The organism is Microvirga sp. VF16, from assembly GCF_016864375.1.
Lineage (GTDB): Bacteria > Pseudomonadota > Alphaproteobacteria > Rhizobiales > Beijerinckiaceae > Microvirga.
Genome location: NZ_CP069354.1, coordinates 147,954 through 172,677 on the forward strand (window position 1 = coordinate 147,954; position 24,724 = coordinate 172,677).

Here is a 24,724-nt window from a genome sequence, read left to right on the forward strand (position 1 = left end):
AAGGCATAAAAGGGCGCTCGATCTTCCTCCGCCCGATTGCAAGCAGAACAGGCCGACCTCGTGAAAAAAGTCTTCGTCAAATCCTATGGCTGCCAGATGAACGTCTACGATGCCGAGCGCATGGCAGACATGCTGGCGACCGAAGGCTACAGCGAAACCAAGACGATGGAGGAGGCGGATCTCGTCATCCTCAACACCTGCCACATCCGTGAGAAGGCCGCCGAAAAGGTCTATTCCGAGCTCGGCCGCGTACGCGAATTGAAAAAGGAGCGTGAGGCTCACGGCCAGGAGACAAGAGTCGTGGTCGCCGGCTGCGTCGCCCAGGCCGAGGGCAAGGAGATCCTGCGCCGGGCGCCCGCTGTCGACGTTGTGGTCGGTCCGCAGAACTATCACAACCTGCCACAGCTTCTGAAAAAGTCGCGTGCAGAGCGCGTCGTCGACACGGAATTCCCGATCGAGGACAAGTTCGACCACCTGCCCGCACCAAGCAAGGCCAAGACCCAGAGCCGCGGCGTGTCGGCCTTCCTCACCATCCAGGAAGGTTGCGACAAGTTCTGCACCTTCTGCGTCGTGCCCTATACCCGCGGCGCGGAGATCTCGCGTCCGGTCGCAAAAATCCTCGACGAGGCCCTGCGCCTCGCCGATGCCGGCGTGCGCGAGCTGACGCTGATCGGGCAGAACGTGAATGCCTATCACGGCGAGGGACCGGACGGCTCGGTCTGGTCCCTTGGGCGCCTGCTTCATCGTCTGGCGGAAGTGCCCGGCATCGCACGGCTTCGCTACACCACCAGCCACCCGCGCGACATGGACGACGAGCTGATCGCCGCCCATCGCGATCTGCCGGCCGTGATGCCTTACCTGCACCTGCCGGTGCAATCCGGCTCCGACCGCATTCTCGATGTGATGAACCGCAAGCACACGGGCGATGAATATCGCCGCCTGATCGAGCGCATCCGCAAGGCCCAACCCAATCTCGCGCTCTCCTCCGATTTCATCGTCGGCTTCCCTGGCGAGACGGATGCGGAATTCGAGGAGACCATGCGGCTCGTGTCCGATGTGGGCTTCGCCAGCTCCTTCTCGTTCAAGTACAGCCCCCGCCCCGGCACGCCGGCAGCGGAGATCGAAGCCCAAGTATCCGAGGCCGTGAAGGCCGAGCGTCTGGCGCGGCTGCAGAATCTGCTGGAAACGCAGCGCCAGGCCTTCAATCACGGAACCGTGGGGCAGACCCTCGACGTTCTCTTGGAGAAGCCGGGTCGTCATCCGGGCCAGATGGCGGGCAAGTCGCCCTATCTGCAGGCGGTGCAGATCGAGAGCGACCGCCACGCCGTCGGCGAGATCGTCACGGTGCGGATCACGCAGGCCGGTTCTAACAGCCTGTTCGGAGAATGGGTCGGACCCGGCAGCCAAGCCGCGGCCTAGATCCTTGTCCGGCGAGACCCCATATTCGTCCGTCGCAACATTTGCGGCGGATCATCAAAGGAGAGGCATTTGAGTCCAGCGGACAATGCGACCGCACGAGCACAGAAGGGACGAAGCGCCAACAGCTTGCATCCCGGCGTCGTCGAAGAGGCCGAAATCATCCTCACTTTCGACGACAACCGCCTCGCCAGCCTCGTCTTCGGACAATACGACCAGAACCTCGCCCATCTGGAGCGGCGCCTGAACGTGACCGCGATCGCTAACGGCAATCGAGTCACCGTGAAGGGCACGCCCGAAGCCTCCGAGATGGCGCGCCGGGTGCTGGAAGGGCTCTATGAGCGCGCCCGCCAGGGCGGAGCGCTCGGGCCGGGTGACGTCGACGGTGCCATCGAGGAAAGCACGCTGCAGGGCAGTCTCTTCCCCGCCGCCGAAGAAGCTTCCGTTCCTGGACTTACTGCCTTTGACCAGATCTCCACCCGCCGGCGCGGTCCGGTACGTGCCCGCAATGCGGCGCAGAATGCCTATATCAAGGCGATCAAGACGAACGAGCTCGTCTTTGCCGAGGGCCCTGCCGGCACCGGCAAGACCTGGCTCGCCGTGGGCTACGCAGTCTCGCTCCTGGAACAGGGGCAGGTGGACCGCCTGATCATCTCCCGTCCCGCCGTGGAAGCGGGCGAGCGCCTCGGCTTCCTGCCCGGCGACATGCGCGAGAAGGTCGATCCTTATCTTCGGCCGATCTACGACGCGCTCTACGATTTCATGGAAGCCCGACACGTGGACCGGGGCCTGCAGACCGGCATGATCGAGATCGCGCCGCTCGCGTTCATGCGCGGGCGCACGCTCACCAACTCTCTGGTGCTGCTCGACGAGGCGCAGAACACCACATCGATGCAGATGAAGATGTTTCTGACCCGCCTCGGCGAAGGCTCGCGGATGATCATTACCGGCGACCCGACGCAGATCGACCTGCCGCCGGGCCAGAAGTCGGGTCTCGTCGAGGCGATACGCATCCTTCAGGGCGTCGAGGGCATCGCCCGCGTCACCTTCAAGGAAGCCGACGTGGTGCGCCACGATCTCGTGCGCCGCATCGTGACCGCCTATGACAAGGCCGCCCGCGAGGCGCCGCCGGAACCGCCGCGCCAGGATTACCGGGACCGCAGGCCGTGATCACACTCGACATCATGATCGAGGCGGGCGACTGGGACCGCCTCAAGGACGCAGAGGCCCTGGCCCAGAAGGCCGCCGAGGCCGCGCTTGCCGTCACTTACGAGGCCGAGGGCGAATACGAAGCGTGCGTCATGCTCACCGACGATGCCGAGATCCAGGAACTGAACCGCACCTGGCGGGCTAAGGACAAGCCCACCAACGTGCTCTCCTTCCCGGCGCCCGAGCAACCGGGTGCGACAGGCCCTCGCCATTTGGGCGATATTGCTTTAGCGTACGAGACCCTGGTGAGCGAATCCGAAGAGGAATCCAAGGAACTCGCGCATCATTTTGCCCATTTGATCGTCCATGGAGTTCTGCATCTCCTCGGCTACGACCACGAGGTCGAGGCGGAGGCGGAAATCATGGAAGGTCTTGAGGTCAAGGCGCTCGCCACTCTTGGCATCGCCGATCCCTATCGCGATATGGCAGCTTGAACGGCTGACGTTTAGGCTGAAAACCCACTGCAATGAACGAAGATCGAAGTCGTAGCGACCGACCTGTCCGCCCCCTCACCGAGACAGACGACACACGCGACCATTGGTACGACCGGGTTCTGACCCGTCTCGGCCTGAAACCCCGCGAATCCATCCGCCACGATCTTGAGGATGTCCTCGCAGAAACTGTCGAGGACACCGACTTTTCGCCCCAGGAGCGGGCGATGCTCAAGAACGTGCTCTCCTTCCACCGGATCCGGGTGGAGGACGTGATGGTGCCCCGCGCCGACATCGTGGCGGTTGCCGCCGACACCAATCTCGGCGAGCTTTTGAGCCTCTTCCGCACGGCTGGCCATTCCCGTCTGCCTGTCTATGGCGAGACGCTGGATGATCCCAAGGGGATGGTCCATATTCGCGACTTTCTCGATTTCATCGCCATGCGGGCCGATGGCGGTGCTTCGGAATCGGGTTCGAGCGACGAGGCTCCCCTGCCGAGTCTCGGCCAGATCGACCTGTCCATGGCGCTCTCCTCCGCCAACATCCTGCGGCCAGTCCTGTTCGTGCCGCGCTCCATGCCGGCCATCGACCTTCTGGTGCGTATGCAGGCGACCCGCACGCATATGGCCCTCGTCATCGATGAGTATGGCGGCACCGATGGCCTCGTTTCCATCGAGGATCTGGTCGAGATGGTCGTGGGCGACATTGAGGATGAGCACGACGAGGACTCGACGCTGACCATCGTGCCGGCGGCCGACGGCACCTATATCGCCGACGCTCGCGCGAGCCTCGACGAGGTCAAGGACGTGCTGGGCCTCGACCTCACCGATGAAGAAGGTGCCGAGGACATCGACACGATCGGTGGCTTCATCGTGACGCTCGCCGGGCGCGTGCCCTCCCGCAGCGAAGTGATCGAGGGCCCCTCGGGCCTGGAATTCGAGGTTCTCGATGCCGATCCGCGGCGCGTGAAGCGATTGCGCGTCCATCGCCGTACCTTCGCTCTCGAGACCGAGACCGGAGAAAGCCAAGCGACTGCCCCGCGCCCTGAAAGCGCTGCCGCGGAATGAGGCGCCTGGGCGACCGCGTCATCCTCGCCCGAGGATGGCGCCGCTGGTTGCTGGCCTTTGCAGTTGGGGCCATCGGCGCCCTGGCCATGCCGCCTTTCGGGTTCCTGCCCGCCCTCGTTCTCTCCTTGACTCCCGCGATCTGGCTCCTGGACGGGACCGTCAAGGACGGTCCATCCCGCTGGGCCCCTTTCAAGTCTGCGGCGCTCGTCGGCTGGTTCTGGGGTCTTGGTTATTTCGTCGCCGGGCTCTGGTGGCTCGGTGCAGCCTTTCTCGTGGAGGCCGACCAATTTGCGTGGGCCATGCCCTTCGGGGTGCTGGGCCTGCCCGCCCTGCTCGCCTTCTTTCCCGCTTCCGGCTTTGCGCTGGCCCGCCTGTTCTGGCTGCCCGATGCCTGGCGGATCATTGCCTTCGCCTTCGGTATGACCGTCAGCGAATTCTTGCGCGGCCATCTCTTCACCGGTTTTCCCTGGAACAATCCTGGGCTGGCGCTCGGCCAGAACCTCTGGCTGATGCAGTCAGCCTCGCTCGTCGGCCTCTATGGCCTCACATTCCTGAGCCTCATGATCGGCGCCGCACCCGCGGTTCTGCTCACGGGAAAGAGGACGCGCGCGCGCTGGACGGCTCCGGGCATCGCGGCCGCACTGCTTCTCGGCCTTGCCGTCTTCGGCTTCTGGCGCATCCCCTCCGAGGCCTCACGCACGGTCGAGAACGTGCGCCTGCGCATCATGCAGCCCAACCTGCCGCAGGACGCCAAGTTCAACCCGCGTAACCGCGACGCCATCATGCGGCGCTACCTGACCCTGAGCGCAAGCCCAGGCCGGGACGGCAGTATCGCTGCACCAACTCACATCATCTGGCCGGAATCGGCTTTTCCCTTCCTGCTTCATCGCGATCCCGGTTCGCTCGCGCAGATCGCCACGCTCCTCGATCCTGGCTCCGTTCTGGTCACGGGCGCCGCCCGCATGGACGACCCTTTGCCAGGCGAGGCGGTCGGCAAGTTCTATAACGCCATCCAGGTGATCGACGAGAAGGGCACGATCCTCGGCGCCTATGACAAGGTTCACCTGGTGCCCTTCGGGGAATACGTGCCGAAATTCCTCGACGCCCTGATCCGGGCCGCAGGACTGCGTCAGTTCGTGCACATTCCTGGCGGGTTCGAGCCGAGCGAGAAGCGCACCACGCTGTCCATCCCGGGTCTGCCGCCGGTCGCCGCAACGATCTGCTACGAGGCGATCTTTCCTGGCGAGATCCTGGCCGAGGGCCCACGTCCCGACCTGATCCTCAACGTGACCAACGACGCTTGGTTCGGGCAGACGCCAGGACCCTATCAGCACTTCGCCCAGGCCCGCCTGCGGGCGGTGGAGGAAGGCCTGCCTCTGGTCAGAGCCGCCAATACCGGGATTTCGGCCGTGGTCGATCCTTTTGGCCGAATCGTGGATAACCTTCCATTGGGAGTTGAAGGTATCATCGACTCATCTCTTCCAGTTGCGGAACCCAGTACTCTTTATAGGAAGTGGGGTAGGTTTTCTTTGACGGCCACGCTTATGATCTGCTTAATGGTCTTGATTGTACGTCAAAGGCGCCAATCATCCTTTCCTTAAGTAAATCATGCCTTGACGTTACGTCAGTATTGGCGAGGGGACAGGCCATAATGAAGAAATCGACGGGGTCTATCGATAAGGAAATCGGAAGCAGGGTGCGTATGCGCCGGATTTCTATTGGGATGAGCCAAGAAAAGCTTGGCGATATGCTTGGTCTGACCTTCCAGCAGGTTCAGAAATACGAAAAGGGCATGAACCGGATCAGCGTCGCCCGTCTCGTTGAAATTGCCAAGATCCTCAATGTCGAGATCGATTTCTTCTTTGATGGCCTCAAGGGCGGAAAGGCCGAGCCAGGCTTCGCCGAACCCGGCGCCCCTCCCTATGTGGCCGACATGATGTCGACGCCCGAAGGCCTGCAGCTCGTCCGAACTTTCGCCAGCATCAAGAGTCCAAAGGTCCGTAAAAGCATTGTTCAGCTTGTCGGCGCGCTTGCCGCCCAAGAAGAGGTAGAGCGTTCGTCATAAAGAACACGTTCGCTTGACCTTTCTTTAAGCCTGCGGCATGAGCATGTTTTGAAGCCTGTAGCTGACTGCGGGCACCCAATTTCTATTGCCTGAAGGAATTCTATCGTGCGGCGTTCGAGCTACCTTTTCACGAGCGAGTCGGTTTCCGAAGGTCATCCGGACAAGGTCTGCGACCGGATTTCCGATGCCGTCGTCGACGCTTATCTGGCCGCTGAGCCGGAAGCCCGCGTGGCCTGCGAAACGCTCGCCACCACCAACCGCGTCGTCATCGCCGGCGAAGTGCGCGGCCCTGACTCCATCACCAAGGACAAGGTGATCGAGCTCGCCCGCGATGCCATCAAGGACATCGGCTACGAGCAGGAAGGCTTCCACTGGAAGAACGCCGACGTCTCGGTCTATCTCCATGCTCAGTCGGCGCATATCGCCCAGGGCGTCGATGCCGCCGGCAACAAGGATGAAGGCGCGGGCGACCAGGGCATCATGTTCGGCTACGCCTGCAACGAGACGCCCGAGCTGATGCCGGCACCGATCTACTACGCCCACAAGATCCTCGAGAACCTGACCGCTGCCCGTAAAGCGAAGGTCGGCGATGCGGCCAAGCTTGGCCCGGATGCCAAGAGCCAGGTCACTGTGCGCTACGAGAACGGCAAGCCCGTCGCGGCGACCCAGATCGTTCTCTCGACCCAGCACCTGGACGAGAACCTCTCCTCCGACGACGTTCGCGCCATCGTCGAGCCTTACATCCGCCAGACCCTGCCCGAGGGCTGGATCTCGGCTCAGACCATCTGGCACGTGAACCCCACCGGCAAGTTCGTGATCGGCGGTCCGGACGGCGACTGCGGCCTGACCGGCCGCAAGATCATCGTCGACACCTATGGCGGTGCTGCTCCCCATGGCGGCGGCGCCTTCTCCGGCAAGGATCCGACCAAGGTGGACCGCTCGGCCGCCTACGCCGCGCGCTATCTCGCCAAGAACGTGGTTGCGGCCGGTCTCGCCGAGAACTGCACCCTGCAGCTCTCTTACGCCATCGGCGTGGCGAAGCCCCTGTCGATCTATGTGGATCTCCACGGCACCGGCAAGGTGGACGAGGGCAAGCTCGAGGCCGTCCTCATGGACGCCATGGACCTCTCGCCCCGCGGCATCCGCACGCATCTCGCCCTCAACAGGCCGATCTATGCCCGCACCTCGGCCTACGGCCATTTCGGCCGCGCGCCGCAGGCCGATGGCGGCTTCTCCTGGGAGCGCACGGATCTGGCCGACCGCCTCAAGGCAGCGTTCCGCTAAGAAATTCTCCGGCCGCCGGACCTGCTTCGGTGGCATTGGGATTTCCCGAAAAGAGCCGGTTCCCCGGAAGGGACCGGCTCTCAATGTATTGTCTGGCCGAAGTGCCGGATCCCTATGAACCGGATCGTGGTTTCTTCAGGAGCATGTGTCCGATGAGTGACGTCTCCGAACGGGCCGGCGCCTTTTTCGGCCGCCGGAAGGGCAAGAAGCTTCGCGCCGGCCAGGACGAACTGGTTCAGAACCTGCTGCCCGCGATCCGCGTGGTTCCGGGCAGCGATCTCACGGGCCAGTTTCCGAACCGCGAGGCGCGGGAAACCTGGCTCGAGATCGGCTTCGGCGGCGGCGAGCATCTCGCCTCTCAGGCCCGCGAACGTCGAGACGTCAACTTCATCGGCTGCGAGCCCTTCGTGAACGGCATGGCGAAGCTATTGGCCGTGATCGAGCACGAGCACCTCGACAATGTCCGCGTCTGGGACGACGACGTCACCGATCTGTTGCCGACCCTGCCAGACGACTCTTTCGACCGGGTTTACATCCTCTATCCCGATCCCTGGCCGAAGCGCCGTCAGCGCAAGCGCCGCCTCGTCTCGGACGAGACCCTCGATCTGCTCGCGCGCGTGATGAAACCCGGTGCGGAGCTGCGCTTTGCCAGCGACATCGACGACTATATCGGCTGGGTGCTCGCCCGGGCCCTCCGCTCCCCGCATTTCCGCTGGACCGCGGCCCGCGCCGACGACTGGCGCAAACCCTATGAGGGCTGGCCGGGCACTCGCTACGAGGCCAAGGCCATCCGCGAAGGCCGAGTGCCGAGCTACCTGACCTTCGTGCGGATCTGATCGTCAGATGGGAGCCCGGGCCGCATGCTCGCCGCTCACGACCCTGCCATCGACGAGATGGATGCGCCGATCCACCCGTGCCGCGATCTCCATGTCGTGCGTGACGGCGATGACCGTCTTGCCGCGCTTGTGCACGAGGTCCCGCAGGATCTGAAACACCTGCTCCGAGCTCTTGCTGTCGAGGCTGCCCGTTGGCTCGTCGGCCAGCACCACATGGGGATCGTTGGCGAGCGCGCGGGCTACCGCCACTCGTTGGCGCTGGCCGCCAGAGAGCTGGTCCGGCCTCTTGTCGAGATGGCCGGCAAGACCGAGATCCTCCAGAAGCCCCGCTGCGCGATCGTGCATTTCCGCGGCCGACAGACGGCCCGCCTTGCGCATGGGAAGTTCCACGTTTCGAAGAATCGTGAATTCCGGCAGCAGGAAATGAAACTGAAACACGAAGCCCAGCATCTCGAGCCGCAGTCGCGCGAGTGCATTGTCGTCCAGGACGGACGTGTCCTGACCGGCGATCTTGAGACTGCCGCTGGTCGGGCGGTCGAGAAGACCGAGCAGGTAGAGCAGCGAGGACTTACCGGAGCCGGACGGGCCGGTGATGGCGATGAACTCCCGCTCGCTCACGGTGAGCGAGACGTCCCGCACCAGGGTGACCGGCACCGTGGCGGGCAGGATGCGGGTGAGATCTTCGGCTTCGATGAGCGGCGTCATGTGGCGCCCCGGATGATGTCGACCGGGTTGAGCCGGGCGGCCTGGCGCGCCGGGAGATAGCCCGCGACACCCGCCGACGCGAGGGCGAAGCCCGCCGCGATCAGGTAATGCCAGGGCGACCAGAACAAGGGGAGCTTGGTCATCTCGCGGCCGATGGCTGCGCCGGAGACCTTGAACTCGACCTGTGACAAGGCAAAGCAGAGGAGAAAGCCCAAAAGCCAGCCGACCACCGAGCCGGCAAGACCGAGTGCCAGTCCCTCGATCAGGAACAGCCGGCGCATATTGCCTTGCGTGAAGCCGAGGGATTTCAGGATCGCGATATCGCGCGCCTTTTCGTGGGTGATGGTGGAGATGATGTTGAAGATCCCGAACCCTGCTACGAGCAGGATCGCGCCCACCACGGTGTACATGACCACATTGCGCACCACCAAGGCCTCCAGAAGGGATTCGTTCGCCTCCTGCCAGGGCACCGCCTTGTAGCCGAGCTCGGCTTCCGCCTGACGGGCGACCTGGGGGGCGGCCTCCGGGTCGTCGAGGCGCAGGCGGATGTCGTTGATGGCATTGGGGCGCTCGCTCAGGATCTGTGCGTTCTTGAGCAGCACATAGGTCTCGCCTTCGTCGCGGGCGTTGGTACCGGTGTGAAACTGTCCGACGATCCTGAACCCTCGTGACTGGCCGGTTGGTGCGACGACCTGGATCGTCGTCCCCGTCGACGCGCCGAGTCTCTGCGCAAGGCGGTCGCCCACGATGATGTTGTTCCCGCCGGCCCGAAGCGCGTCGAAGCTGCCTTCGATGAAATCCGCGGCGACGGACGAGACCTGAGCCTCGATCTCCGGCTCGACGCCGATCACGGTGACACCCACGTCCCGTCCTGCATAGCGCACCACGCCCTGTGTCCGCAGGCTCTGCGCCAAGCGGCCGGGCACCCAGGTCCGCAAGGAGGCTGTGGCGGCGGCGGGATTGAGAATGCCCCGGCGATCCTCCTTCGGGCGCAGACCCTCGAATTGTGCCGCGGCGAACAGGTCCTCCGCGGGCTGCCGGCGCGGGGCGCGGTGCTCGTCGGTGATCTGAACATGGGGCATGGTGTCGACGAGTTGGGCGATGAAATCCTTCTCGGTGCCCTGCATCAAGGCCGCCATGGCGATGGAGAAGCCGACGCCGAGAGCGACACCGAGAATCGCCACGACAGTTTGCCGGCCGCGTCCGGCGATATGGGTCAGGGCGAGTTCGAGGAGGAGACGCATGTCAGCCTCTCCTTTCCAGAACCCTCACCCCATCGGTCAATTCGTCCGGGAAGGGGGCAATCACCCGATCCGTCTCGGCAAGGCCCTGCTGAACCTGCGTGTTGCGGGCGCCGCGGATCCCGACCTTCACGTCACGCTTGCGGGCCACGTCGCCCTCCAGCACGAACAGGGTGCTGCCACGCAGGGCATTGGCGGGAACCAGGAGCGCGCCGGACTCGACCCGGACGATCACATTTACCTCCACGGTCATGCCGATGCGCAGGGGTGTGTCCTCCGGCAGGGCGAGATGAACACGATAGGTCTTGGCGATCGGATCACCCTTCGGGGTGATCGAATCGACCTTCGCTTCCAGAACTTGCTCCGGAAAGGCGTCGGCCTTGAGAACGGCGCGCTGGCCGACCACAACGCGCGGGATATCCTCCTCGTTTACGTCGGCTTCGACCTGCAGGGGCTTGGGCTCTCCAACCCAGAACAGCACGGTCCCGGGCTCGGCCACCTCCCCCACTTCCCCGTCCTGGCGCACGACGACCCCGCTCATGGGAGCCCGCAGGACGTAAGACTCGAGCCGGGTTTCCTGGCCGGCGATGAGAGCCTGAATCTGGCCGAGTTCGCTGCGGGCGCGGTCGAGAGCCTGATCGCTGGCGACCCGGCGTTCCACCAGAGCGGCGATCCGGTCGTAATCCGCCGTGTTCAGCTTCTGCCGCGCATTAAGCTCCGCGAGCGTGGCCTCCGGCTGGCGGCTGTCGAGGCGGGCAAGGACAGCTCCCCGTTCCACCGACTCGCCCTCGCAATTGCACAGCTCGACGATGCGCTCCCGCAGGAGAGGCGCCACCTTGGCCCAGGTGCGCGGCTCCACGACGCCGGTCGCATAGACGATCTCGGCCACGTCTCCGTGCTCCGGAGAAACGACGGCGACCTCCGGCGGCCAGCTGAAGCGCCAATATGCCGCCGCGGCTGCCAACAGCACGATCCCGAGAAGAACGAGGCGCGACATCTTCAAGGCATGGTCCTCCGAAGGAGGTCCTGCCTATCATAGCTTAAGACAGGCCACGATAGCGTAGCTTTCCGGAGGAGCCGACGATCCGTCCCATGTCAAGGGATGCTGACAGGACCCTTGCATTTTTTGACTTGAATCGGTATATCTCTGACGTCAGCTCTGGTTGCAGCGTCAAGCTGCTGGTCGAGAGTGGGCCCCCCGGGGTCCGCTCTTTTTTATTGCTTGAACGCCGGAGCGTGCGGAGAGCCATGACAAACGAACGCGACAAGCGGCTGATTACGGAGAACGGCGTCGCTGCCCGGGTGGCGGCCATCGTCGAGCCTGTAATCGAGGATCTGGGCTTCAATCTGGTGCGGGTGCGGGTCACCGGCCAGAATGGATGCACGGTGCAGATCATGGCCGAGAGGCCGGACGGCACCATGTCGGTAAGCGATTGCGAGACTGTGAGCCGGGGGATTTCGCCGGTTCTTGATCTTGAGGATCCCATCGCCACGGCCTATCACCTGGAAATCTCCTCGCCGGGGATCGATCGCCCGCTCGTGCGTACCAGCGATTTCGAACGCTGGAGCGGCTACGAGGCCAAGGTGGAGATGGCTGTGCCGGTTGAGGGCCGCAAACGTTTCCGCGGCTTCCTCCGGGGCGTGGAGGACGGGATGCTCGTGATCGAGCTGCCGGACGTGAAGGAGGGCCTCGAGCCCATCGCCCGCGTGCCCCTGACGGATCTTGGCGAGGCGCACCTCGTTCTCACCGATGAGCTGATCCGTGAATCGCTGCGCCGCGGAACGGCGCCGACCACGGACGACCTTGATGAAGACACGGATGTGGTGGAAGCGCCGGAGTCGCGCGACCCGTCCGATAAGACGAAACCGAATTAAGGAGCGACCTCGATGGCTATCAGCGCCAACAGGCTTGAACTCTTGCAGATCGCCGATGCGGTCGCGCGCGAGAAGGTGATCGACAAGCAGATCGTGCTCGACGCCATGGCGGATGCCATCGCCAAGGCGGCCCGGTCCCGCTACGGTGCCGAGACCGACATCCATGCCGAGATCAACGGGAAGACCGGCGAGCTGCGCCTGGCCCGCCACCTCCTCGTGGTCGATGACGGCGCGGTCGAGAACGATTCCCGCGAGATCACCCTCGCCGAGGCCCGTACCCGCCACAACCCGGCGGCCCAGGTCGGCGACGTGATCGCCGATACCCTGCCGCCCTTCGATTTCGGCCGCATCGCCGCCCAGTCGGCCAAGCAGGTGATCGTGCAGAAGGTGCGCGACGCCGAGCGCGACCGTCAGTATCAGGAATACAAGGACCGCATCGGCGAGGTCGTGAACGGTGCGGTCAAGCGCGTCGAATACGGCAACGTGATCGTCGATCTCGGCCGTGGCGAAGCGATCATCCGCCGCGACGAGCTGATCCCGCGCGAGACCTTCCGTCCGGGCGATCGCATCCGCGCCTATCTCTTCGATGTGCGCCGCGAGGCCCGCGGGCCGCAGATCTTCCTGTCGCGCACCCATCCGCAGTTCATGGCGAAGCTCTTCGCCTCCGAAGTGCCGGAGATCTATGACGGCATCGTCTCGGTCCAGGCGGTTGCCCGCGATCCGGGCTCCCGCGCCAAGATCGCCGTGACCTCGCGCGATTCCTCCATCGATCCGGTCGGCGCCTGCGTCGGCATGCGCGGCTCCCGCGTCCAGGCGGTGGTCGGCGAACTCCAGGGCGAGAAGATCGACATCATTCCCTGGTCCCCGGATCAGGCGACCTTTATCGTCAACGCGCTGCAGCCGGCTGAAGTGGTCAAGGTGGTGCTCGACGAGGAAGCCGACCGCATCGAGGTGGTAGTGCCCGACGATCAGCTGTCGCTCGCCATCGGCCGCCGCGGCCAGAACGTGCGTCTGGCTTCGCAGCTCACCGGCTGGGACATCGACATTCTCACCGAGGCTGAGGAATCCGAGCGTCGCCAGAAGGAGTTCGCCGAGCGCACCGAGCTGTTCATGAATGCGCTCGACGTCGACGAGGTGGTGGGCCAGCTCCTTGCCTCCGAAGGCTTCCGCTCGGTCGAGGAAATCGCCTATGTGGACGCTGCCGAGGTGGCCTCCATCGAGGGCTTCGATGAGGACACCGCAGCCGAGATCCAGAGCCGCGCCCAGGAATATCTGGCCCGTATCGAGGCCGAGAACGAGACGCGTCGCAAGGAGCTTGGCGTCGCCGACGATCTGAAGGAGATCGACGGCGTCACCACGGCCATGCTGGTGGCCTTCGGCGAGAACGACATCAAGAATGTCGAGGATCTGGCCGGCTGCGCCACCGACGATCTCGTCGGCTGGACGGAAGGCCGCGGCGCCGAGGCGACCCGTTACAAGGGTGCGCTCGACGGTTTCGACGTCTCCCGTGCGGACGCCGAGAACATGATCATGGCCGCCCGCGTGAAGGCGGGCTGGATCGAGCAGCCGGAAGAGATCGTTGAGACCGAGGGATCGGCCGAAGAGGCCGAGACCGAAGCTCAGCCGTCTTAAAACGGCTATGATGGAGCGAGGTCAGCACCCGTGCCGCGGCATGAACCGGAGCGCACCTGCATCGTCACCCGCGAGGCTCAAAGCCCCGCGGGACTGATCCGCTTCGTCCTCGGGCCCGACAACCAGGTCGTGCCCGACCTCCGGCACAAGCTGCCGGGCCGCGGCGTCTGGGTCACGGCCCGTTTTGACATGGTGGAAGAGGCGGCCAAACGTCGCCTCTTTTCCCGCGCCTTCAAGACCGAGGCCAGGGCACCGGAGACCCTGGCCCAGGATATCGAGCGTCTTCTCCGGGACGATCTCCGTCAGGGCCTGTCGCTCGCCAACAAGGCGGGCGCGGTGGTCACCGGCTTCTTCAAGGTCGAGTCGGCCATCGCAGATAAACCCGTCGTCGCCCTTATTCATGCCGCAGAGGCGGCCGAAGATGGGCGAAGAAAATTGGCAAACCAGTTGCGTAAACGCCTCGGCGAGGCAATATCTAGCTTTCCGGTCATCCAAGAATTGTCGAATGACGAATTGGATTTGGCATTAGGCCGGTCACATGTGATACATGCTGCCCTCGTCGCGGGCGCTGGGAGCGACGGCTTTCTGAACCGCTGGCATCGTTACCGCGTCTTTCGCGGCCTCGGCGCCGATCAAACTGGCCTCGGAAACGAGACCGGCGAACCCACGATTTTGAACCCGCAGGAACTTTAGCGGAATGAGTGATACGAAAAACCAGGGCGACAAGACTCTTCATGTGTCGTCCAAGACGCTTTCTCTGAAGCGCCCTGTCGAGCAAGGCACGGTGCGCCAAAGCTTCTCCCATGGCCGGTCCAAGTCGGTCGTGGTGGAGACGGTCAAGCGTCGCCCTGCTGTCGGTCCCGGCGGGGCCAAGGAAGACAGACCCGCGACGCATCAGGCCGCGGCACCCGCGAGCGCGCCCAAGCCTGTCGCTCCGGCTCCGAAGCCGGCTGCCCCGGCTCAAGGTGGCCGCCCGCAGCGCAGCGCTCCGAACACCCCCCGTTCCGGTGGCATGGTGCTGCAGACGCTCTCCGAGCAGGAGCGCGATGCACGCATGAACGCGCTGGCCGATGCCCGCCGCCGCGACGAGGAAGAGCGTCGCCGTCAGGCCGAGGAAGCGGTTCGCCGCGTCGAGCGCGAGGCCATCGAGGCCAAGGAGCGTGAAGCGGCCGAGGCCCGCAAGCGCGAAGAGGAAGACCGTCGCCGTCAGGACGAGGAGCGCAAGCGCCGCGCCGAGGACGAGGCTCGCCGTCGTCTGGGCGAAGAGGCCGCTCCGCCGCGTCCGGCTCAAGGATCTGCTCCGGCAGCCCGGTCCGGCGCTCCGCGTCAGGACGGCGCCCGTTCGGATCGCCCACGCGGCGATGGACCCCGTCCCTCCGGCCCACGTTCGGATGGCCCCCGTTCAGGCGGCTATGCTCGCCCCGGCGTCGGCACCACGGGTGGCCGCCCGCCGAGCCTGAACCATATGGCGCGCCCGGCCGCGCCGGCCGCGCCCGATCCGGAAACCGCGAAGCCGAATGTTCGCACAACTCCGCCCGTTGCTGCTCGCGCTGTGGTGATGGATGACGACGAGGGTGCACGCACCATCCGCCGTCCTGGCGTTGCAGCCAAGCCCGCAGCCCTGCCGAAGACGCCTCGGGCAGCCCCCGGCGAGGAAAAGCGCCGCGGCCGTCTGACCCTGGCGAACGCGACTTCGGGCGAGGATGAGCGGACCCGCTCGCTCGCCTCCTTCCGTCGCCGCAATCAGCGTCTCATGGGCCACCGTCAGGTGGAACAGAAGGAAAAGATCGCCCGCGAGGTGATTATTCCTGAGACGATCACTATCCAGGAACTCGCCAACCGCATGTCGGAGCGCGCCGTGGACGTGATCAAGTTCCTGATGAAGCAGGGCGAGATGCACAAGATCACCGACGTGATCGATGCCGATACCGCGCAGCTCGTCGCGGAGGAGCTCGGCCACACGGTGAAGCGCGTCGCGGAATCGGACGTCGAGGAAGGCCTCTTCGATACGCCGGATGTGGACGAGAACCTCGTCACCCGGCCGCCGGTCGTGACCATCATGGGCCACGTCGACCACGGCAAGACCTCGCTGCTTGACGCGATCCGCAAGACCAACGTGGTCTCCGGCGAAGCCGGCGGCATCACGCAGCATATCGGCGCCTATCAGGTGACCTCGCCGCTCGGCGGCAAGATCACCTTCATCGACACGCCCGGCCACGCGGCCTTTACGGCCATGCGCGCCCGCGGCGCCAAGGTGACGGATATCGTCGTGCTGGTGGTGGCGGCCGATGACGGCGTCATGCCGCAGACCATTGAGGCGATCAACCACGCGCAGGCGGCCGGCGTGCCGCTGATCGTGGCGATCAACAAGGTGGACAAGCCCGACGCCAACCCGCAGCGGGTCCGCACCGAGCTGCTGCAGCATTCCATCGTCGTCGAGTCGATGGGCGGCGAGACCCTCGAATTCGAGGTTTCCGCCAAGACCGGCCAGGGTCTCGAGACCCTGCTCGAAGGTCTTCAGCTCCAGGCCGAAATCCTCGAGCTCAAGGCCAATGCCGAGCGGTCGGCGGAAGGCACCGTCATTGAGGCGAAGCTCGATCGCGGCCGTGGTCCCGTGGCGACCGTGCTCGTGCAGCGCGGCACGCTCCGCACCGGCGACATCGTCGTGGCCGGCGCCGAGTGGGGTCGCGTGCGTGCCCTGATCAACGATCTCGGCGCCAATGTGAAGGAAGCCGGTCCCTCCGTCCCGGTCGAGGTCCTGGGCTTCAACGGCACGCCGGAAGCGGGCGACCGCGTTGCGGTGGTCGAGTCCGAGGCCCGCGCCCGCGAGGTCACCGAGTACCGCACCCGCCAGAAGCGCGAGCGTCAGGCGGCCCGCATGGGTTCGTCCGGACGCACGCTCGCCGACATGATGCGCGACCTCAAGGCCGGAGCGGGCCGCAAGGAATTCCCGCTCGTGGTCCGGGCCGACGTCCAAGGTTCGGCAGAAGCGATCGTGGGTGCTCTCGAGAAGGTCGGCAACGAGGAAGTTGCGGCCCGCATCGTCCAGGCGGGCGTCGGCGGCATCTCGGAATCCGACGTCACCCTGGCGGAAGCCTCGGGCGCCATCATCCTCGCCTTCAACGTGCGTGCCCACAAGGAAGCGCGCGAGGCGGCCGAGCGTGCCGGTATCGAGATCCGCTACTACAACATCATCTACGACCTCGTGGATGACGTGAAGGCGGCGATGTCCGGATTGCTCGCTCCGACGCTGCGCGAAGAGCGGCTCGGCGAGGCGCAGATCCTCGAGGTGTTCAACGTGTCGAAGGTTGGCAAGATCGCCGGCTGCCGCGTCCTCGACGGCGTGGTTCAGCGCGGCGCCCATGTCCGCCTGATCCGCGACAACGTGGTGATCCACGAAGGCAAGCTCTCACAGCTCAAGCGCTTCAAGGACGACGCCCGCGAGGTCACGTCCGGTCAGGAATGCGGTATGTCCTTCGAGAACTACCAGGACATGCGCGTCGGCGATCTGATCGAGTGCTACCGCGTGGAAGAGGTGAAGCGGTCGCTGTAAGCCGCTTCGCTACTCCCACCCTGAACATTGCGTCATCACCGGGCTTGTCCCGGTGATCTCGCTTTAATGGGCAGAGTTCCTACTGAATCGAGGTGGCCGGCGACCTGCCACGCCGCCTTGCACGATGGTCCGGTCCAATCCCGGAGAAGTAAAAATGGCTAAACGTTTCGAACAAACCACCGGACCCTCCCAGCGCCAGCAGCGCGTGGCCGAGCTTATTCGCCATGCGCTTGCGGAGGTCCTCTCCCGAGGCGACCTGCAGGACGATGTGCTGACGCGCAACGTCATCACCATTCCGGAAGTGCGCATGTCGCCGGATCTCAAGCTCGCGACCGCCTACATCATGCCGCTCGGCGGCAAGGACGAGGAAGCGGTGCTCAAGGCGCTCGACAAGAACAAGAAGCTGCTGCGCCAGGAAGTGGCCCGGCGGGTCAACCTGAAATTCGCACCCGACCTGCGCTTCCGCCGCGACGAGAGTTTCGACGAGGCCGCACGTATCGACGCGCTGCTGCGCTCCGAGCGCGTCGCCCGCGATACGGTGAAGCCCGCAACCGACACCTCCGAAGACGACAGCGAGTAAGTGCGATGAACGAAGAACGCCCGCAGCGGAGGCCTCACGGAGACCGCCCGAAGAAACGCGACGTCAATGGATGGATCATCCTCGACAAGGGCGTTGGCATGACCTCGACCCATGCGGTTGCTGTTGTGAAGCGCGGCCTGTCCGCCAAGAAAGCGGGGCACGCCGGCACTCTCGACCCGCTTGCCTCCGGCATCCTGCCGATTGCGCTCGGCGAGGCGACCAAGACCGTGCCCTTCGTCATGGACGGGCGCAAATCCTACGTCTTCACAGTCGCCTGGGGTGAGGAGACCACGACCGATGACACCGAGGGCGAAGTGGTCGAGCGGACGGACAGGCTGCCGGATCCGTCCGAGATCGAGGCATTCCTGCCCCGCTTCACCGGCCAGGTGCAGCAGGTGCCGCCGCGCTTCTCGGCCATCAAGATCGCCGGCGAGCGCGCCTACGATCTCGCCCGCGACGGCGAGGTGGTGGAACTCCAGCCCCGCACTGTGGAGATCGATCGCCTCTCCCTGATCCATCATGTGGGCAACCGCTCGGTGATCGAGGCCGATTGCGGCAAGGGCACCTATGTGCGCGCCATCGCCCGCGATCTCGGCCGCGCGCTCGGCTGCCTCGGCCATATCGCGGCGCTCAGGCGCACCCGCGTCGGTCCTTTCACGGAGCATGACGCCGTGATGGTCGACGACATCGCCATCGATCCGGCGGCCCTGCGCCCGGTGGAGATCGCGCTCAGCGAAATCCCCTCTATCACGGTCAGCCGCGACATGGCCGGCCGCCTCATGCGCGGCCAGTCCATCATCCTACGCGGCCGCGAGGCACCCTTGTCTGGCAAGGTTTATGCCACCTGCAACGGAATCCTCATTGCCGTCGGCGACGTGGAGCGCGGCGAACTCGTGCCCCACCGAGTGTTCAATCTGGGGGTCTGACACACCCTCACCCGTCATCCCCAGACTTGTTCCGGTGATCCACGTCTTTAGGCCATAAAACGTGGATGGCCGGGATAAGCCCGGCCATGACGGCAAAGAGCCTGGAAGGGCATCACCGATCAGCCATCCCATTGCTCCGCTTGAGAAAAATGATTTCTCTGGCACTTGGGCGCTTTTCGTGTATGGTGCGCCATCTTTTTGACGGCTCATGCCGCAAAAGACGCGTCCGGGTTCGGACCGCGCTGGACGACATCCCGGCCCGGCCCTTCCGGATGCCCCCGACCTGAAGCCCTGAAGGCCAAGGTCTCCTGATAAAGCCAACCTGAAAGGATTGACGATGTCGATTACGGCTGAGCGCAAGAACGCGCTTGTTAAGGAATTCGCCCAGAAGGCTGGCGATACCGGCTCCCCCGAGGTGCAGGTCGCCATTCTGACCGAGCGGATCAACAACCTGACCGGCCACTTCAAGAGCCACACGAAGGACAACCACTCCCGTCGTGGCCTTTTGAAGATGGTGTCGTCGCGCCGTTCGCTTCTCGACTATCTGAAGAAGAAGGACGAGAACCGCTACAAGGTGCTGATCGAGAAGCTCGGCATCCGCCGCTAAGCTTTTTGAAAAACTTCCGTCCGGAGCCCGGCTCCGGACGGATTTCTCCGACACTGCGAGGACTCAAGTCCCGGTGTTTTCAAAGGAGGCGGCAGACACGATGACCATGGCAGGATCGCAAGAGGCTTGTAAGGCGGGCTTGTCCGCCGGCGCGAGCCTCTCGCCGTCTTGCTCATGGCATCGAGCCCCCGCCCCGCTGTCATGAAAGACACGCCATGTTCGATATTCAACGCGAAGAACTGATCTGGGCCGGGCGCAAGCTCGTGCTCGAAACGGGCAAGATGGCCCGCCAGGCCGACGGCGCCGTCGTCGCCACTTACGGTGAAACCACCGTTCTCGCCACCGTCGTCTCGGCCAAGGAGCCGAAGGCCGGCATCGATTTCTTCCCGCTCACGGTGAACTACCAGGAGCGCACCTATGCCGCCGGCCGCATCCCGGGCGGCTACTTCAAGCGCGAAGGCCGCCCGACCGAGAAGGAGACTCTGGTCTCCCGCCTCATCGACCGTCCGATCCGCCCCCTCTTCGTCGAGGGCTACAAGAACGACACGCAGGTCGTCGTGACCGTGCTCTCGCACGATCTCGAGAACGATCCTGACATCGTCGGCATGGTGGCCGCCTCTGCTGCTCTCACGCTCTCCGGCGTGCCCTTCATGGGACCGGTCGGCGCTGCCCGTGTCGGTTATATCGGCGGCCAGTATAAGCTGAACCCGCCGCTGCAGGAAATGGACCAGACCTCCCTCGACCTCGTGGTCGCCGGCACCGCCGACGCCGTGCTCATGGTCGAGTCCGAGGCGAAGGAGCTGCCCGAGGACGTGATGCTCGGCGCCGTGATGTTCGGCCACAAGCATTTCCAGCCGGTGATCGAGGCCATCATCCGCCTCGCCGAGAAGGCCGCCAAGGAGCCGCGCGACTACCAGCCTGCGGACGTGTCCGAGGTGGAAAAGGCCGTTCTCGACATCGCCGAGAAGGATCTGCGCGAAGCCTACAAGCTCACCAAGAAGCAGGATCGCTATGCTGCCGTCGACGCCGTGAAGGCACGCGTGTTCGACGCGCTCTGCCCTGCCGAGGGCGAAGCCCGCTTCGAGGCCGAGAAGGTTAAGGCCGTGTTCAAGGAAGCCCAGGCCAAGGTCGTGCGCTGGAACGTCCTCGACACCGGCACCCGCATCGACGGTCGCGACCTCAAGACCGTCCGTCCGATCGTGTCGGAAGTCGGCGTCCTGCCGCGCACCCACGGTTCGGCCGTGTTCACCCGCGGCGAGACCCAGGCGCTGGTCGTGACCACGCTCGGCACCGGCGAGGACGAGCAGTTCATCGACGAGCTGGAGGGCACCCGCAAGGAGACCTTCCTGCTGCACTACAACTTCCCGCCCTATTCCGTCGGTGAGACGGGCCGCATGGGCTCGCCCGGCCGCCGCGAAATCGGCCACGGCAAGCTCGCCTGGCGCGCCATCCACCCGATGCTGCCGGCCGCTCACGACTTCCCCTACACGATCCGCGTCGTGTCGGAGATCACCGAGTCGAACGGCTCCTCATCGATGGCCTCCGTCTGCGGCGCCTCGCTGGCGCTGATGGATGCAGGCGTTCCTCTGCGCCGCCCGGTGGCAGGCATCGCCATGGGTCTCATCCTCGAGGGTGAGCGCTACGCGGTCCTGTCCGACATTCTCGGCGACGAGGATCACCTTGGCGACATGGACTTCAAGGTGGCCGGAACGGAGCAGGGCATCACCTCGCTCCAGATGGACATCAAGATCGCCGGCATCACGGAAGAGATCATGCGCGTCGCGCTCGAGCAGGCTCAGGCCGGCCGCACGCACATCCTCGCCGAGATGAACAAGGCTCTCACCGCGCCGCGCGCCGAGCTCGGCGAGCATGCCCCGCGCATCGAGACCATGCAGATCCCGGTCGACAAGATCCGCGAAGTCATCGGTTCAGGCGGCAAGGTCATCCGCGAGATCGTGGAGAAGACCGGCGCGAAGATCGACATCAACGACGACGGCCTGATCAAGATCGCGTCCGCCGACGGCAAGTCGATCAAGGCCGCCTATAACTGGATCCGCTCCATCGTCGCCGAGCCCGAGGTCAACACGATCTACGAGGGCACGGTGGTGAAGGTGATGGAATTCGGCGCCTTCGTGAACTTCTTCGGTTCCCGCGACGGCCTCGTCCACATCTCCGAGCTCGCCAAGAACCGCGTCGGCAAGGTCACCGACGTCGTGAAAGAGGGCGACAAGGTGAAGGTGAAGTTCCTCGGCATGGACGAGCGCGGCAAGGTCCGTCTCTCCATGAAGGTCGTCAACCAGGAGACCGGCGAGGACATCACCGAGCAGCTCAAGGCCGAGCGTGAAGCCGAGCGCGCCCAGCGCGATCAGCAGAAGCAGGCCGGCGAGTAAGAGCCTAAATCAGATAATAAATGAAAAGGGGCGGTTTGAAACCGCCCCTTTTTCTTGACATAAGCAGGCATAATGTTCTTTCATAGTACTATCTGTGTTTTTGCGTAATACCGATCTATGCATCTCATCTATATCGATGACTCAAAAGACAACGTCCTTTGTTGCTTTTCCGCTTTATGCATCCCTGCCAATCATTGGCTCCAAGCTCTAAATCAACTTATTGAATTTCGGCGTTCTATCCGCAAATCTGAGGGTATATTTTCAAGCATTGAAATGCATGCAACAGACTGGATAGGTGGGCGCGGAAATATTGCTCACAATACTGTTCTAAAAATTACGCGAGCCCGCATTTTCCGCCTATTTTTAGAGGAGATAATTAAGTTACCTCAAGTCCAGATCTTTAATGCTTGCGGCTCTAAGAAGGATGAAATGATTTTATTTGAGAGATTGCTCAATAGGATCAATGTTAACATGAGCAAATCAAATAGTTCCTGTATAATATTCTCAGATGAAGGAAAAAATTATGATAAGCTAGTGCGTCGCATGAGGAGACATAATTATATAATTAGTAAACTCGGCACATGGAATGACGGATCGACTGCCAAAAACATCCCAATTGAGAAAATTATCGAAGATCCAGTTTATAGAGACTCTTCCAAGAGCTTGCTGATTCAAGCATCTGATTTTTGTGCATTTTCGCTTCTCAGGAAAGAAGCACCTACGCCAAATACGAACAAGCTTGGTATCTCGGACGCTTTTATGCTTCTGGAGCCTGTTTTAGTCAAACAAGCTTATAGAAAAGACCCTTTAGGTATAATTAGAAGCACATGAGGGCCCCAAGTTGCCCTGGGACCCTCTTGAGAGCGGAGCGCTTCCCGCCGATACAGCGGTGCTACTCCGCATAAACAATATATAACTTTAAACTACATTTTTCAATTCAATGATTCGCTGAGAGTCAAGTCCTTGTCGAGACTCGTGTATTTAGAGTCCACTGGACTTTGGATGCCTCACTTATCCACAGGCGAGCCGGTGGGTAAAAGTGTGGAAGCGCGGACATGTTCCCTAAGCGATCACAAGCCACGTTGCGCTAAAACTACATTGTCGTGAATGTATGCAAGTAAGTTAAAGGATTTTGCGTCAGCTCTAAGTGCCAAGGCTATCCGCCTCCGGAATAATCCAGCTCCCTAGGGGCGCCGCGCGCCCCCTGATCTGAACAATCTGGCGGTCGCGGGCAGTGAGGTCGAGGCCGGCGCGGGTGGCGAGGTCTTCGGAGATCACGAGTTCGACGTTGAGTTCCTTGGCGAGCCCTTCCAGGCGACTTGCGGCGTTGATGGTGTCACCAACGGCGGTGAGGCTGGTCGCCTGGCCGTAGCCCATCTGCCCGACAATGGCAGGGCCAGCATGGAGGCCCATGGCGATTTTTAAGGGATGCTCGAATTCGCTCTCGTATTCCTCGTTGAGATGGACGAGCGCTGCCTTGATCCGCAGCGCGGCATCGAGCGCCTGTTTCGCCGCCTGCTGCGGCGTGGTCTTGAGGCCGAAGAGGGCGAGTACGCCATCGCCGATGAACTTGTCGATATAGCCGCCCGCATCCTCGACGGATTCACCCACTGCCTCGAAATAGCGGTTGAGGATGAAGACCGTGTCGAAGGGCAGGCGCCGCTCCGCCAGCGTCGTGAACCCGCGCAGGTCGCAGAACAGGACCGCGATTTCCTGCTCCTGTCCCTGGGCGCGGCCGCTGCGGACGAGCGAGGTCACGCCGTTGCGCCCCGTGGACAGGATCGGCACCACCGAGACGTCGTGGGTCGGCCGGAACTGGCAGGCGAGCCTCACATTGGGGCCGGCCTTGATGCGCGCTAGTGTGCCGCGCTCCTGGGCGGTTGGCGGCGGCTGGCGCTGATGACCATCGAGCACTCGCACCCGGCAGGTGGAGCAGCGCCCTCTTCCGCCACAGACGGCGACATGCGGAATGCCGGCAATACGGCTTGCCTCCAGCACGCTGAATCCCTGGGGCACGGTCGCGATCTGATCGTTGGGATAGAAGACACGCACCCGCCGTGACCACAACAATCCGCTGCGAATGATGCGGGCTGCGACAGTGGCCGCAAGCAGCCCCCCGAAGAAGGCATAAAGGACAGGACCGGCCATCGGTATCAAGCCGGAGGCAGCGGGAGCCGGACTTTGCACGAACCGTCCCGGCTCGTCCGCGATCTCCCTCCCCGCCTCGGCAAAGCCGAGCAGCGCGAGGACGGGAACAAGGACGGCGCCCGTGTAGAGAAGCAGTGCGGAGCGCGGGAACCAGGTTTTCGGGCGCAGCCAGAAATAGATCCCGAGACATCCGTGCAGCCAGGCAATCACCAAAGCGATCACCTGCCTGGCACCAACTTCGGGATTGTTGATCCAGAGATTGCGAACCACGTCCGGGTAGCCGGAATCCTGCCCGGTCAGGGCCCATTCCACCCGGGTCCCGACCACATGGGCGATCAGCAGGAACGGCAGGCTCACCCCCAAGGCCAGCTGTGCCGCCTCGCGGACCGGCATGCGCAGGGTGCGGCGCCGATAGAGCGCCAATAGCGCCAGCAGGAAATGCACGAGAATGGAGCCGTAAAGAAGCACAGTCCCGACGGGATTTCGCCAAAGGCGGTTGAACCAGACGCGTCCTGCTTCCATCGCTTCGATGGAAACGAGGCCGAGCGCGTGATTGCTGAAATGGGTGAGGAGAAAGGCCCCGAGCACCAAGCCTGTGAACAGGCGAATCTCGCGCGTCCGGATCGTGATCTCAGAGACGGGCGGCTCCGGTGCCAGTTTGCCTTGCAGGCTTTTCATACGCGTCTTTCACATCGGCCCAGCTTCAAAGGCTTTCAGGCTTGCCTGCCGCTATGCAGTTGCACCAAGGTGCGGATTGTC

General features: G+C 63.6%; 21 protein-coding genes. 17 read left to right on the forward strand and 4 right to left on the reverse strand.

The window, feature by feature from the left end:
- The first annotated feature begins 60 nt into the window (after positions 1-60).
- From miaB to JO965_RS00770, 8 genes are all read left to right on the forward strand, one after another.
- Positions 61-1,419 (forward strand): tRNA (N6-isopentenyl adenosine(37)-C2)-methylthiotransferase MiaB, encoded by a 1,359-nt coding sequence (miaB, locus tag JO965_RS00735; protein ID WP_203441827.1) that lies wholly within the window; start codon positions 61-63, stop codon positions 1,417-1,419.
- Positions 1,420-1,488: 69 nt separating this feature from the next.
- The gene (locus JO965_RS00740) at positions 1,489-2,586 is read left to right on the forward strand and encodes a PhoH family protein (protein ID WP_203441828.1); all 1,098 of its coding nucleotides are present in this window, start codon (positions 1,489-1,491) and stop codon (positions 2,584-2,586) included.
- Between the two features lie 14 nt (positions 2,587-2,600).
- Entirely contained in the window at positions 2,601-3,059 is a 459-nt protein-coding gene (ybeY, locus tag JO965_RS00745; RefSeq protein ID WP_203444006.1) for an rRNA maturation RNase YbeY, read from the forward strand.
- 32 nt (positions 3,060-3,091) lie between these two features.
- Positions 3,092-4,123 (forward strand): hemolysin family protein, encoded by a 1,032-nt coding sequence (locus JO965_RS00750; protein WP_203441829.1) that lies wholly within the window; start codon positions 3,092-3,094, stop codon positions 4,121-4,123.
- Positions 4,120-5,724, forward strand: coding sequence for an apolipoprotein N-acyltransferase (gene lnt / locus JO965_RS00755; protein WP_203441830.1), 1,605 nt, complete (start codon positions 4,120-4,122; stop codon positions 5,722-5,724). The genes JO965_RS00750 and lnt overlap by 4 nt, the downstream gene beginning before the upstream one ends.
- Before the next feature lie 50 nt (positions 5,725-5,774).
- A complete protein-coding gene (locus JO965_RS00760; protein WP_203444007.1) occupies positions 5,775-6,188 on the forward strand; it encodes a helix-turn-helix domain-containing protein in 414 nt (137 codons plus the stop codon).
- Positions 6,189-6,293: 105 nt separating this feature from the next.
- Positions 6,294-7,472: a methionine adenosyltransferase gene (gene metK / locus JO965_RS00765; RefSeq protein WP_203441831.1), complete on the forward strand. Its 1,179-nt coding sequence runs from the start codon at positions 6,294-6,296 to the stop codon at positions 7,470-7,472.
- 152 nt (positions 7,473-7,624) lie between these two features.
- Entirely contained in the window at positions 7,625-8,308 is a 684-nt protein-coding gene (locus tag JO965_RS00770) for a tRNA (guanosine(46)-N(7))-methyltransferase TrmB (RefSeq protein WP_203441832.1), read from the forward strand.
- 3 nt (positions 8,309-8,311) lie between these two features.
- On the opposite strand, the gene JO965_RS00775 is transcribed toward JO965_RS00770, so the two are convergent.
- The 3 genes from JO965_RS00775 to JO965_RS00785 are packed head-to-tail and all read right to left on the reverse strand — an operon-like array spanning position 8,312 to position 11,251.
- Positions 8,312-9,013, reverse strand: a complete 702-nt coding sequence (locus JO965_RS00775; RefSeq protein ID WP_203441833.1) for an ABC transporter ATP-binding protein — start codon at positions 9,011-9,013, stop codon at positions 8,312-8,314.
- Positions 9,010-10,257, reverse strand: a complete 1,248-nt coding sequence (locus tag JO965_RS00780) for an ABC transporter permease (protein WP_203441834.1) — start codon at positions 10,255-10,257, stop codon at positions 9,010-9,012. The genes JO965_RS00775 and JO965_RS00780 overlap by 4 nt, the downstream gene beginning before the upstream one ends.
- Before the next feature lies 1 nt (position 10,258).
- On the reverse strand, positions 10,259-11,251 hold the full coding sequence (locus JO965_RS00785; protein ID WP_203444008.1) for an efflux RND transporter periplasmic adaptor subunit: 993 nt from the start codon (positions 11,249-11,251) through the stop codon (positions 10,259-10,261).
- Positions 11,252-11,502: 251 nt separating this feature from the next.
- Here JO965_RS00785 and rimP point away from each other — a divergent pair, with 251 nt between their 5' ends.
- The 9 genes from rimP to JO965_RS00830 all read left to right on the forward strand — a co-directional run bounded on the left by rimP (position 11,503) and on the right by JO965_RS00830 (position 22,648).
- The gene (rimP, locus tag JO965_RS00790) at positions 11,503-12,129 is read left to right on the forward strand and encodes a ribosome maturation factor RimP (protein ID WP_203441835.1); all 627 of its coding nucleotides are present in this window, start codon (positions 11,503-11,505) and stop codon (positions 12,127-12,129) included.
- A 12-nt stretch (positions 12,130-12,141) separates the two neighbouring features.
- Complete coding sequence (nusA, locus tag JO965_RS00795) at positions 12,142-13,761, forward strand: transcription termination factor NusA (RefSeq protein WP_203441836.1); 1,620 nt, start codon at positions 12,142-12,144, stop codon at positions 13,759-13,761.
- Between the two features lie 30 nt (positions 13,762-13,791).
- Complete coding sequence (locus JO965_RS00800) at positions 13,792-14,454, forward strand: RNA-binding protein (protein WP_203441837.1); 663 nt, start codon at positions 13,792-13,794, stop codon at positions 14,452-14,454.
- 4 nt (positions 14,455-14,458) lie between these two features.
- Positions 14,459-17,314 (forward strand): translation initiation factor IF-2, encoded by a 2,856-nt coding sequence (infB, locus tag JO965_RS00805; RefSeq protein WP_203441838.1) that lies wholly within the window; start codon positions 14,459-14,461, stop codon positions 17,312-17,314.
- Between the two features lie 154 nt (positions 17,315-17,468).
- Positions 17,469-17,894, forward strand: a complete 426-nt coding sequence (gene rbfA, locus JO965_RS00810; RefSeq protein WP_203441839.1) for a 30S ribosome-binding factor RbfA — start codon at positions 17,469-17,471, stop codon at positions 17,892-17,894.
- Positions 17,895-17,899: 5 nt separating this feature from the next.
- On the forward strand, positions 17,900-18,820 hold the full coding sequence (gene truB, locus JO965_RS00815) for a tRNA pseudouridine(55) synthase TruB (protein ID WP_203441840.1): 921 nt from the start codon (positions 17,900-17,902) through the stop codon (positions 18,818-18,820).
- Positions 18,821-19,157: 337 nt separating this feature from the next.
- Complete coding sequence (rpsO, locus tag JO965_RS00820; RefSeq protein ID WP_203441841.1) at positions 19,158-19,427, forward strand: 30S ribosomal protein S15; 270 nt, start codon at positions 19,158-19,160, stop codon at positions 19,425-19,427.
- Positions 19,428-19,642: 215 nt separating this feature from the next.
- Positions 19,643-21,817 carry a polyribonucleotide nucleotidyltransferase gene (pnp, locus tag JO965_RS00825; RefSeq protein ID WP_203441842.1) on the forward strand — a complete coding sequence of 725 codons (2,175 nt, stop codon included), beginning with the start codon at positions 19,643-19,645 and terminating at the stop codon, positions 21,815-21,817.
- A gap of 117 nt (positions 21,818-21,934) precedes the next feature.
- Positions 21,935-22,648 (forward strand): DUF3800 domain-containing protein, encoded by a 714-nt coding sequence (locus tag JO965_RS00830; protein WP_203441843.1) that lies wholly within the window; start codon positions 21,935-21,937, stop codon positions 22,646-22,648.
- Positions 22,649-22,960: 312 nt separating this feature from the next.
- On the opposite strand, the gene JO965_RS00835 is transcribed toward JO965_RS00830, so the two are convergent.
- The gene (locus JO965_RS00835) at positions 22,961-24,643 is read right to left on the reverse strand and encodes an adenylate/guanylate cyclase domain-containing protein (protein WP_203441844.1); all 1,683 of its coding nucleotides are present in this window, start codon (positions 24,641-24,643) and stop codon (positions 22,961-22,963) included.
- Positions 24,644-24,724 lie beyond the last annotated feature (81 nt).